The sequence below is a fragment of the Amycolatopsis cihanbeyliensis genome, assembly GCF_006715045.1.
Taxonomy (GTDB): domain Bacteria; phylum Actinomycetota; class Actinomycetes; order Mycobacteriales; family Pseudonocardiaceae; genus Amycolatopsis; species Amycolatopsis cihanbeyliensis.
In genome coordinates this window covers 4,862,847-4,875,815 of the sequence record NZ_VFML01000001.1, presented here as the reverse complement: position 1 = coordinate 4,875,815, position 12,969 = coordinate 4,862,847, and the positions used below count along the sequence as shown (strand labels likewise).

At 64.0% G+C, this 12,969-nt stretch carries 18 protein-coding genes and 2 tRNA genes; 2 read left to right on the top strand and 18 right to left on the bottom strand.

Annotated elements, in window-relative coordinates; translation table 11 throughout:
- Window positions 1-14: 14 nt before the first annotated feature.
- From FB471_RS22290 to FB471_RS22230, 13 genes are all read right to left on the bottom strand, one after another.
- Window positions 15-461, bottom strand: coding sequence for a D site-binding protein (locus FB471_RS22290; protein WP_142000344.1), 447 nt, complete (start codon window positions 459-461; stop codon window positions 15-17).
- The gene (locus FB471_RS22285) at window positions 413-787 is read right to left on the bottom strand and encodes a phage tail assembly protein (protein ID WP_142000343.1); all 375 of its coding nucleotides are present in this window, start codon (window positions 785-787) and stop codon (window positions 413-415) included. Before FB471_RS22285 ends, FB471_RS22290 begins: the two co-directional genes overlap by 49 nt.
- Window positions 788-858: 71 nt before the next feature.
- Window positions 859-1,458 (bottom strand): phage tail tube protein, encoded by a 600-nt coding sequence (locus FB471_RS22280; protein ID WP_142000342.1) that lies wholly within the window; start codon window positions 1,456-1,458, stop codon window positions 859-861.
- A 12-nt stretch (window positions 1,459-1,470) separates the two neighbouring features.
- Entirely contained in the window at window positions 1,471-1,881 is a 411-nt protein-coding gene (locus FB471_RS22275; RefSeq protein WP_211358097.1) for a hypothetical protein, read from the bottom strand.
- A gap of 13 nt (window positions 1,882-1,894) precedes the next feature.
- Complete coding sequence (locus FB471_RS22270) at window positions 1,895-2,185, bottom strand: DUF5403 family protein (protein ID WP_142000340.1); 291 nt, start codon at window positions 2,183-2,185, stop codon at window positions 1,895-1,897.
- Complete coding sequence (locus tag FB471_RS22265) at window positions 2,185-2,538, bottom strand: hypothetical protein (protein ID WP_142000339.1); 354 nt, start codon at window positions 2,536-2,538, stop codon at window positions 2,185-2,187. Before FB471_RS22265 ends, FB471_RS22270 begins: the two co-directional genes overlap by 1 nt.
- The gene (locus FB471_RS22260) at window positions 2,535-2,936 is read right to left on the bottom strand and encodes a Gp19/Gp15/Gp42 family protein (RefSeq protein ID WP_142000338.1); all 402 of its coding nucleotides are present in this window, start codon (window positions 2,934-2,936) and stop codon (window positions 2,535-2,537) included. The genes FB471_RS22265 and FB471_RS22260 overlap by 4 nt, the downstream gene beginning before the upstream one ends.
- A 161-nt stretch (window positions 2,937-3,097) precedes the next feature.
- Complete coding sequence (locus tag FB471_RS22255) at window positions 3,098-4,093, bottom strand: phage major capsid protein (protein ID WP_142000337.1); 996 nt, start codon at window positions 4,091-4,093, stop codon at window positions 3,098-3,100.
- A 24-nt stretch (window positions 4,094-4,117) separates the two neighbouring features.
- Entirely contained in the window at window positions 4,118-4,600 is a 483-nt protein-coding gene (locus FB471_RS22250) for a hypothetical protein (RefSeq protein WP_142000336.1), read from the bottom strand.
- Between the two features lie 66 nt (window positions 4,601-4,666).
- Complete coding sequence (locus tag FB471_RS22245) at window positions 4,667-5,488, bottom strand: VG15 protein (protein ID WP_142000335.1); 822 nt, start codon at window positions 5,486-5,488, stop codon at window positions 4,667-4,669.
- The gene (locus FB471_RS22240; protein WP_142000334.1) at window positions 5,485-6,882 is read right to left on the bottom strand and encodes a phage portal protein; all 1,398 of its coding nucleotides are present in this window, start codon (window positions 6,880-6,882) and stop codon (window positions 5,485-5,487) included. Before FB471_RS22240 ends, FB471_RS22245 begins: the two co-directional genes overlap by 4 nt.
- Window positions 6,882-8,432, bottom strand: a complete 1,551-nt coding sequence (locus FB471_RS22235) for a hypothetical protein (protein ID WP_211358096.1) — start codon at window positions 8,430-8,432, stop codon at window positions 6,882-6,884. The genes FB471_RS22240 and FB471_RS22235 overlap by 1 nt, the downstream gene beginning before the upstream one ends.
- A gap of 166 nt (window positions 8,433-8,598) precedes the next feature.
- Window positions 8,599-8,674: transfer RNA gene (locus FB471_RS22230), tRNA-Pro, on the bottom strand.
- 16 nt (window positions 8,675-8,690) lie between these two features.
- Here FB471_RS22230 and FB471_RS22225 point away from each other — a divergent pair.
- The gene (locus tag FB471_RS22225) at window positions 8,691-8,987 is read left to right on the top strand and encodes a hypothetical protein (protein ID WP_142000332.1); all 297 of its coding nucleotides are present in this window, start codon (window positions 8,691-8,693) and stop codon (window positions 8,985-8,987) included.
- Between the two features lie 43 nt (window positions 8,988-9,030).
- On the opposite strand, the gene FB471_RS22220 is transcribed toward FB471_RS22225, so the two are convergent.
- From FB471_RS22220 to FB471_RS35960, 5 genes are all read right to left on the bottom strand, one after another.
- Window positions 9,031-9,104 (bottom strand) — tRNA-Trp (locus FB471_RS22220).
- A 70-nt stretch (window positions 9,105-9,174) separates the two neighbouring features.
- A complete protein-coding gene (locus FB471_RS22215) occupies window positions 9,175-9,429 on the bottom strand; it encodes a hypothetical protein (protein WP_142000331.1) in 255 nt (84 codons plus the stop codon).
- Window positions 9,430-9,846: a phage terminase small subunit gene (locus tag FB471_RS22210; RefSeq protein WP_142000330.1), complete on the bottom strand. Its 417-nt coding sequence runs from the start codon at window positions 9,844-9,846 to the stop codon at window positions 9,430-9,432.
- Complete coding sequence (locus tag FB471_RS34205; RefSeq protein ID WP_170220640.1) at window positions 9,765-10,238, bottom strand: hypothetical protein; 474 nt, start codon at window positions 10,236-10,238, stop codon at window positions 9,765-9,767. The genes FB471_RS22210 and FB471_RS34205 overlap by 82 nt, the downstream gene beginning before the upstream one ends.
- Window positions 10,239-10,666: 428 nt before the next feature.
- On the bottom strand, window positions 10,667-10,960 hold the full coding sequence (locus FB471_RS35960) for an HNH endonuclease (RefSeq protein ID WP_142000329.1): 294 nt from the start codon (window positions 10,958-10,960) through the stop codon (window positions 10,667-10,669).
- 1,074 nt (window positions 10,961-12,034) lie between these two features.
- On the opposite strand from FB471_RS35960, the gene FB471_RS22200 reads away from it, so the two are divergent.
- A complete protein-coding gene (locus FB471_RS22200) occupies window positions 12,035-12,799 on the top strand; it encodes a hypothetical protein (protein ID WP_142000328.1) in 765 nt (254 codons plus the stop codon).
- Window positions 12,800-12,969 lie beyond the last annotated feature (170 nt).

Genomic DNA, 12,969 nt, shown 5'->3' with positions numbered 1-12,969 from the left:
TCCCACCAGGCGAACTAGCCATCCTTGTTCCTCTTGCGACGTACGGCGGCGATCCGGGAGCCCGCCATCGCGGTGAAGGAGTTGCCGCGTCGTTTCCTCCCGGCAGCGAAGTCGGGCCGCTCGACGGGTTCGGGGGGCTTGGGCTTGTGCTTCGAGTTGGCCGCGATGAACACGTGGGTGTTCTCCTTCACGGCGTCGATCAGCCGTGCTAGCAGGTAGCGGTCAGGCCCCCACCCTCGGAACTCGGCACCGCCGCGGAGCGCGGCGACCGTGGCGGACTCCGGCGGAAGCTGACGCACGAGCGCAAGCGCGCGGCGTGGAGACAGCCCGGAGCCAGCGCGAAGGAGGTCGCGCAGGTCGAGTTGGTAGTAGCGCTGGAAGTCCGCGAGAAGACACTCGCCCGCTCTATCGATCAGGCGGGCGAGTTCTGCGCTTCCCCCGGCTGCGTCGCCTCCGCCCACAGATCGAGCACCTTCATGGCCAGCATGAGGTCACCCTCGAACGAGGCGACCAGCTTGTCGCCCTTACCCTTCGCGGTGACCGTGCGGAGAATCAGCTCCAGCGCGGAGGTCAGCGTCTCGACCTCTTCGAGGCTCCTGTTCTCATCCTCGCCAGCGTTGGTGGCCTCAACCTCCTTCAGCGCAGCCATGACCGCCGCACGATCCTTCTCCCCGATCCGGAGAAGGTTCTGCAAGACCAGTTCCTCTCCATCGACGGTGAGCCGGAGCGGAGCGAACTCCTGATCCAGGTCCGCCTTGAGCGTTTCCAGAGAATAGGTGTTGGACACCGAAGACAGCCTTTCCATCCTGAAGAAGTCCAAAGGGGGTGTTTCGCGATTCCGGTCGCACGTGTGCGGTCTCAGCCAGCCGGGGCAGGGTTGATGCCCGTGTCCTCGCTGATCCAGTCGAACGTGATCTCACCGTCCGTGGTGTGCACGTACGTCAGGAAGGTGGCGCGTAGCGGCATCCCACCGAACTCGTCCACGGCGAGCGAAATCGCGTCGTCGCGACGAATGTCGCACTTGGGCGCGTAGAACCCAATTTTCGTGTCGCCGTCGACGACGACAATCAGCAGCGCACGCCGCACGGGCTTGGTGGACCCGCTCTTCACCCGGAACACACCGGGCGTGGTGGAACCGTTGGCGACACCGTAATACAGGCCCAGTCCCTCATCATCAAACTGATGCACGACGAAGGTCACGTAATCCACCGCGGGATCGGTGACAACCGTTTTCAGGGCCTGGTTCTGCCACGTCCCCCGCGTTTCCGTATCCCCGCCGTCGAACCCGAACTCGGGAAGAGTTCCGCGACTGGTGTGGCCGATATCGTTCCATCCGTCGAACCCGGCAACGGGATCGAACGCTGAAATGTCAGCCGGGGCGGGCGGGTCGGTCCCTTCCGGTGCCGTGAAAATATGACCCCGCGCCGCCGTGAGAACAGCATCGTCATTGAGCGCCATGTAGGCGTCCTCCTACAGTTGCTTCGGGGGCCGAATTCCGAGCTGGATCAGCCCTTGAACGCGCCAGGAGTCATCGAATGTCGAATCGAACTGCGTCGGCCCCATCGTCTCGAAATAGCTATGCAGGTAGCCGTAAGCAGTGACGGTCTGGTTGGCAACCATGTCCCAGATGACCTGGCGCGCATCGAGATAGAGGTCTTCGGTCGCCACGAGCCCATCGCGGGTGAACGCCGTCATCTCGATCACGGCGAGATCGAGCCGGCGCACGTCCACCGGCAACCCGCCGAGTCGCCGAAGGTTCAGCAGTGGATACCTCCGGTAGTCCACATCCGGAACCCACGTCGTGACAGCGACCTCCGGCAGCGCCGCGCGAAGCACCGGCAACAGCACTTCCTGGACCCGTGGCATTCTGCGATCCACCACGGGAACGTCCCTCCTAGATCAGGTTGGCGGCGCCCGTGATGATGTACAGCCCCGCCACGTAGCGGCCGGTGACGTTGTGCACGTGGCCGAACTCAATGGACAGCGCGGCCAAATCGTCCAAGTTCACGAAGGAGTCGACCTGCCCGTAGGTGACGGTGATCTCCGCGTGCCCCTCGTCGCGGTGCGCCGTGAGGCGGATCTCCGCGTTGCGACCGACCTTCTGCGCCTGCTCCCGTACAGCGGCTACTACGCCGTCGAGATGTGCCGTCTCCACACGCGCCCTGCGCTGGTACACACGAGCCATTAGGACCGTCTGATGGTGTAGTCGATGTGCCGGGTCTTATGGCTTCCGTTGAATCGCTGAGCGTCGCCGATGACGGCCCAGTACTCCCCGCGCCATTCGATGCGGGCCTGAGCGCCCAACACGTGAGGGAACGAACGCGGGAACCGGAGCCGGTAAACGGTCTCGGTCTCGAATCCCTCGTTGTCTTGTTCGGCACGTCGCGACGACGTACCGGACTGGGCCTTGAGCTGGATGGTCGCCTTCGCAGGAATTCCCGTGGCAGACGGGCGGGTGATGGTGTTGCCGTCTCGGTCTTGGGTCACCTCTTCGGGATAGACCGTCACGTCCTCAACGCCGGTGTCGAGCAGGCTCACCACTCCCACCACCAGTCCGGACCGGCACGCACCGGCAGTTCCAGCCGGGGAGTGAGGACGACCATGCCGCGACGGAGGCCGAGCAAGGACCACTCGTCATCGAGCACCATCAACCGGCCCGCTGTCGCGTCCTGGGCCTTCTGGTAGGAGTAGTTGCCGTCCGTCTCCGCGACATACCCGTCCGGGTTCCGCAGGACGCGGGCCACCATGTTGGCTTCGACCTGGACGACCACGGCCTCATCGAGGGAACCGCTTGCTACCTGGTCAAGCAGATCCGGTATCCGGGCTTTCAGCCGTACCTCGGCGTCGCCGAGCAGTACCGCGGCCTGGTCCTGTTCCTCGGGGCTGAGGGTCCGACCGAGACGACTCTGTACGTCGGTCACCGTCGCCAACGGCATCGGCTTCCCTCCAGCCCGATCGCATCAGCTCATCCGCCACGGCTCGGTCACACGAGACGACCGTGCCGAGCGGGGAGCGGAGAAGTACAAGCGGCACACATGCCTCCAGAGATGGAAAGAGGAAGGCACCCCTCGTGTGGTGCCTCCCTCGCGGAACGCGGTCACGGTGCCGGCGGAGTGCCGGTCTCCAGCGCGAAGAACGCTTCCGGATCGACCTTCCAGCCGACCGTGACCTCCACCATCAGCGCGACCTGGTTGGTCTGCCACAGGTTGATGGTGTTCCCGGCAGCGTCGGTGATGACCGCCTCGGTACTGCGCTTGATCCGTACCCGGTCGGCGAACCCGTACAGCACGCGCGTCCAGTCGCCACCGAACAGGCGCACGTTCGTGCGTGCGGCGGCGCCGAGCTTGCCGGAGACGGCCTTGCCGTACTCCACGGGCAGGCCCAGCAGCGACCGGGCCGCGCCGGACAGGTCGACCTCGCCACCGAAGACGTTCTTGCCGTCCTTGTCGGTCGCGCCGAGGATCTTCGGCTGGAACAGCTTGTCGATGGCCCAGCCGTTGACATCGTGCTCGGCGGTGGTCACCAGCTCCCAGCCCGCGATCATGTCGTCCTTGACCGAGGTCGCGGTGTCGGCGTCCAGGTAGACACGCTTGGTGGTGGCGTTGACGTAGGAGTTGGCGTCGATGCCCTGAAGCGCGTCCCCGTTGTCCGGGCGCCGGCCGTGGAACACGGCCAGGTCCAACCCGCGGCCGATCGCGGAGGCGAGCTTGCCGCGAAGCTGGCTGTTGAGCCCACGCGGGTCCACCGTGGCGAACTCCTCGGACACCGTGATGATGCCCGCGAGCTTGATCGGGCTGAAGGTCGTGCTGTCCCACGCCACACCGGTCACGGGCTTCTGGTGCCCCTCCCGGTCCTGCGGACGGGTACCGACACCGACCTGACCGACCTCGGGCTCCACCGCGCTGAGCGGGAGCACGCTTTCGCCGTAGGAGACCGGGATGCGCTGGCCCAGCCGCATCACCAAAGACGACTCCTGGGCCTTCTCCCACAGCGGCGGCAACACATTGCGAGGCAGGAACTTGTCATCGATGTAGGCAAGCCGCCCCTGATGCCGCTCAGCCGTGTTCGGAGCGGCCTCATTCTCAAAAGCCATTAATGAAACATCCTTTTGTGTGGATTAGTCATCGAAGGCGAACGACACAAAGAACGTGTCCCCGGAATCCGGTGCAGCGCCCTGACCCTGCGACGGATCGATCGGGTCGTCCGGGGGCGGGTCAAACCGGAACATGGGCCAAATTTCGTCGGCGTACGCCTTCAGGGCTTCCTCGTCCTCGCCCTGGAGCAGCCCCGCGAACCGCATGATGTGTTCGCCAGGAACACCCTTGTCGATCGCGGTGCGGACCTTCGCAAGTTCCAGCGACTTCTGCCCCAACTCGGCAGACAGGGCAGCCTTTTCGTCGGACAGTTTCGCGACTTCCGCGGAGAACTGCTGCGTAGCTTCCTCGCGCGCCTTCTCCGTCGCTTCCTTCGCACGGACGCGGTACTTCGCCGCCTCCTCATTGGCCTTGTTCAGCTTGTCCCGCACCCACTGCGGCACGTCGTCGGCACCGCTGCCGTTCGGGGTGTCGTTCTCGACGGTTTCACCCGTCTCATCGGACATGAATACGCCTCCAGCGCAACAAAAAACGCCCACCAGGGGCGCTACATGAATGAACTAGGACGGGGACTACGCGGCGATGTCGTCGGCCGGGTCCCCGCTCTGGCCGTGGAGGGCACGGCGAAGCGCGTTCAGGGCATCCCGGCCCGTCAAGCCCTTCGTCGTGTCCTTCCACAGGCGCTCGGCCTGCCGGTACGCATCCCGTCCCGGCCAATCGCTGCGGTTGAAGACCGGCACCACCTTGCAGTCACAGTTGGGATGCCAGCGGGTCATCAACTCGTCCATCGCGGCCTCGGCCCGCGCACGTTGCTGCGGTGTCTGTGCGTGCTCGATCTGTCGCCACAGCTCCACCGCGGACACATCGTCGGCATCCAGGCCGGCCGTTTCGGCCTCCAGGTAGACCGGGCCGCGCGAGATGAGCATGGTGCAGAAGGCGCAGCTCTCGTTGCCCCCTGCGACCCGAGCCCACCCCTTCACCTGGGGATCGGACTCGACCGCGCGCAGCAGCGTCCGCCGTCCGCCGTTCTCGACCTCCTTGACCGCCCGTGACACGGCCCGAGCAATGTCGCCGTCCGTGGTGTCGGTACGCGACAGGCGTGCACGCTCGGGCCGCATCGCTTCCTCGAACCATGCGGGCTCGTAGCCGGCCAGGTAGATCGGATGGTCATCGGTGCCGACGTGGCGGCGACGCTCGGCGTCGTAGAACAGCCTCGCCAACTCAGCGGACTGCCGCCTGGCCTGCTCGACATGCGGGTAAAGCGCGGCCAGCAGCGACAGCCACCCCCGCCGCCCGAGACCCGTGAACTGGAACGCCGCGAGCAAGACCAACAAGACCGACACCAACGCGGCGACGACGGCCCGCTGGGCGGTCACGTACTGCTCGTAGGTCATGCCGCCCGGCCACCCTCGTCACGGTCATCAGGTGGCGACCCAGCCTGACTGGGCACCCCGGCGGCCGGAGCACCGACAAGCGCGGACAGCCGGTTGATCGGGTCGGCTTCGTCCTGCTGCTCCATCTCCTTGATTTCCTCGGCGGTGTAGCCCATGTCCTGCCGGGCGCGCTTGAGCGGGATGATGCCGTTGCCGTTGTTGTAGAGCTTGCTCACCGCGTCCGCCTTCGAGGCGAACGTCGGCGTCGCGGCGTCGCGCCACTTCGTCTCCAACCGGAAGTACCGCTTCGGCACCTCCCGATCCATGACCTTCAGCGCCAACCGCATCACGCGCTCCCACGCACCGCCGAACATGCGTTGCTTGCGCTCCGCCTTCTTCACCAATCTCGACTCCGCGCTCCGGATGGCCTCAGCCGAGGCCGGGTTGTCACTGTTGAAGCTGAGGTACTGCGGCGGCAGGCCGGTGTAGGAGGCGATGTGCTTGGCGATCTCCTGCAAGGCGTCGGTGAAGTTCCGCAGCTCCGCCGCGCTGAACTGGAACGCCTTGCCGGTCTCGTTCTCGAACGCCAAGATCCGTGCCAGGTAGGCGTCGAAGGCGTTCTCGCTCAGCTCGCCCTGTTCGGCACCGAAGATCAACCGCTGCGGGACGGCCATCAGCTCAGCCGTGGCCTGCATGTTCATCATGATCCGCGTCGCCGCGTCGGTCATCGATCGGATCTCGGGTGTGATCTCCGAATGCCCGTGGCGATCGAACAGCCGCTCCCGATTAATGATCGGCACGACCGGAACCTGCCCGAGCTGGTGATAAATGACTCTGCCATTCACCCGCCACCGGCCGCCCTCATCGCGCACCAAGTACGCTGTGCGATCCGGCAGCATCAGCGTCGCCGCCACCGGGAAGCCCTCATCCTCGCCGAGGTAAAGCCGGGCCGCGCGTGTCACTGCGCCGGTCCGCGGGTCTTCCTCGGCGTAGAGATGGCGCGGCGACTCCACACGGATGAGCGGCACGTCCGGGTCGTCCCCGGCCGCCGTGTCCGGTCCCGCGACCGTGACGTAGGAGCGGCCGTAGATCAGGGCATCACCATGCGCCAGCGAGGACGCCTCATCGAGGTTGTTGACCTGCCACCAGTCCCACAGGCGATCGATGTTCTTCGAGCTGCCAGCCAGCGCGAATCCCTCGACATCCAATCGCTCTTCGATGGCGTCGATGTAGGTTCTCGGCCACCCGATCGCGGCCGTGAAGACCCGCCGCATCTCGGGCGGGGTCGCCAGACCCACTGCTTCCAATCGGTGCGTGGCCTCGTAGTAGGACTCCGAGACACGCAGCGGTCGGTCCTGGTCGGCCAGGACATCGGACAGCGCTTGTACCTGGTCTACATAGGTACTCGCAGCCATTACCGGAGGATCACCACCTTCCGGCTCTTGCCGCGCTTGCTCATCAAGAACTCCTGCCTCGCGCCGAAGGCGAGAACAGCGCAGACCGCGGCATCAATCTTGCGGCTAGAGTCCTTGCTCGCCTTGCGGATAGCGATCGCGTCGTAGGTGGTCGGGTGCCGGCGGGCGTTGAGCACGTGCTGACGCAACAGCTTGTTGCCGTCGTGGGTCAGCCCGCCCTCGATCACAGCATCGAGGAACCGTTCACAGTCCAGCGCGAACGCCTTCTTGTGGCCGCGCATGTCGAACGCCACCGGGTTGCCGGGTGTCGCCTTGACCGCGAGCTTGCGGCCGAACGACCGCGACCACGCATCGACGTACGCCTCGAACTCCTTCACGTCCGCCCGGAACGCGGCTACCTTGTACCGGGAAAAGACCCACCGCACCGTGGCGTCCACGTCCTCACGCGGAACCTCCCCGCCGTACTGCTCCGGGTTCCACACCTTGATCGGGAACAGCGCCGCGTCCTCCACCCGGCAAGCGACCAGCGCTGTGTGATCGCTGCCCTTGGACCCGTCGAACCCGAGCGTGATCCGCTCGCCGGGCTGAAGCGCCACATCGGCCTGGAGCCGATCCCACTCGAAAGGAGCGATCCACGAATCCTCGGCCGCGTTGACCTGATTAAGAAACTTCCTCCGGCTCTCGCTAACCGGATTGCTCACATCCAAAATGGACGCCACGATCGTGTCCAGGTCCAGCCAGCGAGCGTCACCCCGCGCCACATCGAGCCCGGCCTTCAGCGCCTTAATCCCCTCGGCGTAGCCGTCAGGATCGTCCTCCGGGTGCGGAATCTCGGAGACCGGAGTATCGGCCGGCGCCTCCAGCGCGTCATACAGAATGCCGGTGTCGACCGCCTGGCCCGCAACAACGGCGTGATAGTTGTCGTGCAGCCGCTCACCGATCGAGTCCTGGCCGGGCACGTGAGCGTTGCAGATCGCGAGATAGCGCGACGAGCCGAAAGCCGACTTCGTGACGTTGCCCTCGACGACGTTGAACATCGAGTGGCCGTCGTTGGACTGGGCCCACCATTGCGTCTCGTTGAGCACGACGAAGGTCGGGCGCTTACCTTCGAGCGCCAGCGGCGACGAAGTAACGCCTTCGATCATCCCGCCGGCCTTGGTGTAGATGATCGTCTTGTTCAGCTCGACGCCGTACTCCTCACGAAGCCTCTGCGAGGCCATCGCGGGGAACAAGGTGAAGGTCGTTCTCGTCTGGTCCTGGCTAACGGCGGCGATCTGAATCCAGGCCGAATGCTGCGGCTTCCCGACCGGATTCTCGTCCTCGTCCCAATGCGAGAACGCCACCGGCCCACACAGCTCGGCGAGGCTGAGCGCGGCCACGAGCGGGTCTTTGCCCCAGCCCTTGAGCCTGCGGAGAATCCCGGCCCGGTAGGCGAACCGGCCACGCTCGTCCACCGCGTACCACCAGGCGATGAAGCGGGCTTGTTCGAGCGTCGGCAGGAACGGCTTTCCCGCGTCAGGTCCGCCCGGCTGGCACAGGAACGCGGCCATCCAGTTGATGACGCCCCACCCCAGCGTCCGCTCCGGCAGGTACCAACCGCCCGAGCGATAGCGCCGCCACGTCGGCCCAACCATGTGGCTCGGAGCCGGAAGGAGGTCCGAGGGTCGGACCGTCGTACTCCGCACCCTCGATCACCCCCAAGTGCGTTACTGCGATTGGTCAAGCACCAGGGACTCGAACCCCGAACCCCCCGCACCCAAAGCGGGCGCTCTACCCATTGAGCTAGTGCCTGCGAGTACGCTCCGGTCATGTCGCAAACGCCCGACGACGAATGGCCGCTCAAGCCGGGCGACGAAGCTTCCGAGCTGGATCGCCACGTCATGAAAATCGCGCTCGACCCACACCAGGCAGGCTGGTCGGACGATGCGGAGCGCGTCTCCTCAGCGGCGGCGTACCTTCGTCGGACCTGGCGGCAGCCGGTAGGAGATCAACTGCACGACGCCTATGACGCCCTGGAGACCATCCGCGACAACGCACAGGCCGTTCTCGACGCGATCGAACGGGCCTACCCAAACGAGTTGGCACTCCGACGCCGGGACGGCTGAGACCAACCGCGCCAGCGCTGAGCGCCTGGCGGCGGCCGGACGGCAGGGGTGGCAGGACTCGAACCTGCGACACACGGTTTTGGAGACCGCTGCTCTACCTACCTGAGCTACACCCCTTGGTGACGAGGCCAACCGGGGAGCTGGCGCCGGGGGGAGGAGACGCGCTCGACCCGGCTGGGCCTCGCAGTCAGCGAACCATCAGCCCGCCGTCGCAGGCAAGGTCCCCGTCATCGAGCCACACGACCCGCGTAGCCCCACCGTGACCGTGAATCGCCTCGGCATCCTCAAACCGATCCCAATGCACCGCGGACGGACGCGCACCGCGCCAGCGCAGCGATGCGCTACCGTCCGGCCAAAGCACCCCATCGGCAACCCGACCTGCACCGCTGATACCGGAAACATCCACGTCGCGCTGAAGATAGAAGCGACGGTGGTCAGCCATCTACTCAGCCATCCTTTCCCGGAACATCGCGGCGATATCGATCAGCTCGCCCTTAGCCTGCTCCCGCTCGACCTCCAGGCGGACCCGACGACGGGCACCCTCGGAGACCAACAGGTCTGTCAACGCCGAGTTCACCGCGGCGAGCATCTGCGAGGACGGCCGGCGACTCTTCACGAGCTGGTCAGCGAAGTGCAGCGTGAAGCGCGCGAACTGCCAGTCGCTTGGCTCGTAGAACCGGGCCTGGGCCGACTCAGCCAAGCTCGCATAGAAATCACTGATCAGCGGATGCGGATCGTCCAAGCCGAGCGGCGGAACCTCCACGTCGCCGATCGCGGTCACCGTCTCGACCGGCGCCTCGTCCCTATTACGCCGAACACGCTGGTCAGAGCGCTTCGGAACCGGGCCACGAGTGCCCACGTCGCGACCCCCTTTCGCTTACGCTGTAGTTGTGGTCTGGCGCTGTACTCGTATCGATGCAGGCGACACTTGACGAGGTGATGGGCCTCGATGGCGGGCAGCCACGCCCCCACACCAGCGGCGGTCGCGAGCGCAAGAAGCATCGCGTTGTCCGACTTGAAACTTTCTGCTGCGTACTCAGCTTTGAAGACCACCACAACGAAGCCGATAGTTGCGACGCTAACCGCCTTCTTCGCCAGCAGGATAAACTGAGGTCTGACCGACGAGAGCAGCACGCGAAAGCGGGCCACGACTCTCGACGTTGAATAGACGATCGCCATTGGAGCGGTGATTATCGCGAGACTGAAGGAGTAGAGCGGGGAGTTCAGACGAACACCCCACACGACCGCCATGCTGATGACTATGAAGCCGAGAACGATACCTTCTCGCCGTTGGTAAGTTCGGGCAGTGTGGCGATCTCGCCGCCGGACCCCGCGTGGCCGGTGCAGGCCAAGGCGGTCACGATAAGTTCGGCGGCGGTTCGGGCTGAGCCTTCGCGGACGAGTTGCCATGCTGGCGGAGGCTACCAACGGCCTGAAAACCCGTACATGGCCTCGGGGCCGCATTACGCCGCGATCTATGGGTCCCCCGCGGGGACACCTCCCCTGGGGGACAAAAATAATATTCGAAATGTCAACCGACATAATAACGCAAAACGCAGTGCCAAGCAAAGCGAAATACCCGAAAAGCGGCAGCGCAGCGCACGCAGCGCAGCCTGCGCGCAGCGCGCTAGCCACTCCCCCGCACGCGCAGCACAGCAGCGCGCCTAGCGTGTCCTGCCCTAGCGCGTGCCAGGGTGCCGACCAGCGGGACGCACGTACCTAGCCCGTAGCTGTGCCCTACGGGCGTTGCCCTCCCGGGCGGACTTACGCGCGTGGCAACGCGCACACACAGCACGTAGGTTGACCGGCCGGTGATCGTCACCGGGCCGAATGTGGTCAACGTCCGTAGCTCTACCGAGACACCTTTCGTCGCCTATCTGGCACCGGTAGTGATCTCTACGCAGGATGGTTAGCCGTACTTCGGCCCAGTTGGTAGGCAACCGCTCTTTGCGGTTGCTGGTATTCCAGGGCACTAGAAAGACCTTCTCTTGCCGACCGTTTGGCACGGTCGGCTACGCAGATGTCTAGGGAGTGCACATAGCCGCCGTAGGCGGCTACTCGACCCGATACGGCGCACGTGGAGAGTGCGCCCAGTACGGAGCTATCTACGCGTGCCTAGCGCGCACTAGCGGCATACGCCGCTCAGCTAGCCCCCTCCGTAGGTTCCCCCACTCCGGCCGGTGCGTCCGTCACCTCTTCCGTAGGTGTCACAACGGCTAACCGCGTACCCGGAGCGGTCGCCGTCGCTCCGACGCGACGCTCTGACCAGGCAAAACAGAACCATGGTGTGACTGGCACCACAGATGTAGGTCTTAAGCTTGACACATACGAGCCGTAGGGCTTAACTTTGTTCCTGTCAGCGCAGAACGGACCGGCCGAACGGGCGGGACGGAGCGGAGACACCGGAACTTGACAATCAAAGTGCCCTAGCACTGGAAATACGTGCACGGAGCGGGACGCAACGGCCCACGGATTACCGTTGTGGTGCTGGAAAATACGGATGGCCGCAGCAGCCCGCAGTCTTTACCCGCAACGTGCCCCTAGGGATAACGAAGCTAGCCTGTCATGGTGGCATCGCGCGATCGGTTCGATTCCGATCACAGGCACCCTTTTTGCAGCAAACTTAAGTCATCCGTCGCGCGACACTAAAGGAGAAAAGTGGAACACGTTAAGTCCGAAACAATCATGGGTACAAAGATTTACGCATGGCGCTGTCCAGGATGGAGCTACTACGCATTTCGCACATATGACAGCTCGCTCGGATGGGGCCAAGTTGAATTCATGTATTTGGATCATGAGCAAATGGTTCGTATGCTGTCGAATGGTCCCACTCCATTGGCCGAATTGCTTCCAGAGGATTGGCGATTGTCCACACCTGTCGAGCGTATGTGGTAGCTGATCGATTTTCCGGATGCTTCACAGAACATCTGCAAGCAGCTAGCGAGCGAATCGTTTAGGTGAGGTACGCGAAAGCGTACCTACGCCTCAATTGTTCGGTCGCCAATTTAGAGTCATAAGCAGTTTAGAGAAATGAGATTGGGGAAGCCATGACTTCGAGCATCCGACTCCAGCACGTCTACTCGCCCGATCACTACCTTCGGGCGGTCAACGTTTGGAAACGGCTGATCGACAACCACTTGACCTCAATCGCTCACGACGAACGGGGCTACTCGCGGTACGCGGACCGGATCGAAGACGAGCATCTGTACGCGCTGATCGTGTCGGACGGTGAAGAAACGGACGGCTACGGCCCTGTCACGCTCACGCTTGCGGAATACTGCGACTATGGCGGTTCGTGTGTCGATGCTGCCAACGTCAAGAGCTTTGACGGGGAATTCGGGTGGGTGTCAACGTCCACCAACGGCGTTCACGGTTCGGGGTCGGCGTGGGTCCAGCTCGGAGAGCTGCCTGACATTGACGACATTGACAATGGTCTTGCCATGCTCGAAATGTTGGCCGACACGATGGACGGGCTCACCGACTATCCGTTGATCTCCGACGAAGCGCATTCGGAGTATGTCAACGAGCTTGCTGAAGAGGCTTGGGACCAGTTTCTTGGGTGGGACGTTCGTAGCGAGCTGGCCGAACTGCTGGGCTGCGACGAATACCATCTTGACGATTTTCAGTTCTCCGAGGATGAGATCCGGGAACTGTACTACTCGTTCGAGGATAACGAGTGGAACTGCGAAACTGCGACTTCCGTTGTCAATGGAAGGCATGACGAAGCCGTTCAGGCTATCGCGGACCACATCATTTCCGAGTGGCGTAAGCCATGGGTCGACCCTAACCAGCTCACGCTGACTGACGCCTGAGCTGTTGCGTTGAGCCTGCCGCCCATTCCAAAGGAATGGGCGGTTTGGCTCGGGCAACAGAAAGGGAGATATCGAGTGTGGGATGTCACGTGGGGCGACGGTGGCCCTGAGAAGACCCTGCGTCACGAGCGGCACGCAGACGCACAAGAGACCTACCAAGTATTCCGGGC

What these genes read in the sequence shown, in the direction of transcription:
- FB471_RS22240 (WP_142000334.1), bottom strand. Translation starts at nt 6,882, where the DNA reads ATGGCTGCGAGTACCTATGTAGACCAGGTACAAGCGCTGTCCGATGTC.
- FB471_RS22225 (WP_142000332.1), top strand. Translation starts at nt 8,691, where the DNA reads ATGTCGCAAACGCCCGACGACGAATGGCCGCTCAAGCCGGGCGACGAA.
- FB471_RS22245 (WP_142000335.1), bottom strand. Translation starts at nt 5,488, where the DNA reads ATGACCTACGAGCAGTACGTGACCGCCCAGCGGGCCGTCGTCGCCGCG.
- FB471_RS22255 (WP_142000337.1), bottom strand. Translation starts at nt 4,093, where the DNA reads ATGGCTTTTGAGAATGAGGCCGCTCCGAACACGGCTGAGCGGCATCAG.
- FB471_RS22260 (WP_142000338.1), bottom strand. Translation starts at nt 2,936, where the DNA reads ATGCCGTTGGCGACGGTGACCGACGTACAGAGTCGTCTCGGTCGGACC.
- FB471_RS22280 (WP_142000342.1), bottom strand. Translation starts at nt 1,458, where the DNA reads ATGGCGCTCAATGACGATGCTGTTCTCACGGCGGCGCGGGGTCATATT.
- FB471_RS22200 (WP_142000328.1), top strand. Translation starts at nt 12,035, where the DNA reads ATGACTTCGAGCATCCGACTCCAGCACGTCTACTCGCCCGATCACTAC.
- FB471_RS22270 (WP_142000340.1), bottom strand. Translation starts at nt 2,185, where the DNA reads ATGGCTCGTGTGTACCAGCGCAGGGCGCGTGTGGAGACGGCACATCTC.
- FB471_RS34205 (WP_170220640.1), bottom strand. Translation starts at nt 10,238, where the DNA reads ATGGCGGTCGTGTGGGGTGTTCGTCTGAACTCCCCGCTCTACTCCTTC.
- FB471_RS22235 (WP_211358096.1), bottom strand. Translation starts at nt 8,432, where the DNA reads ATGGCCGCGTTCCTGTGCCAGCCGGGCGGACCTGACGCGGGAAAGCCG.
- FB471_RS22250 (WP_142000336.1), bottom strand. Translation starts at nt 4,600, where the DNA reads ATGTCCGATGAGACGGGTGAAACCGTCGAGAACGACACCCCGAACGGC.
- FB471_RS22215 (WP_142000331.1), bottom strand. Translation starts at nt 9,429, where the DNA reads ATGGCTGACCACCGTCGCTTCTATCTTCAGCGCGACGTGGATGTTTCC.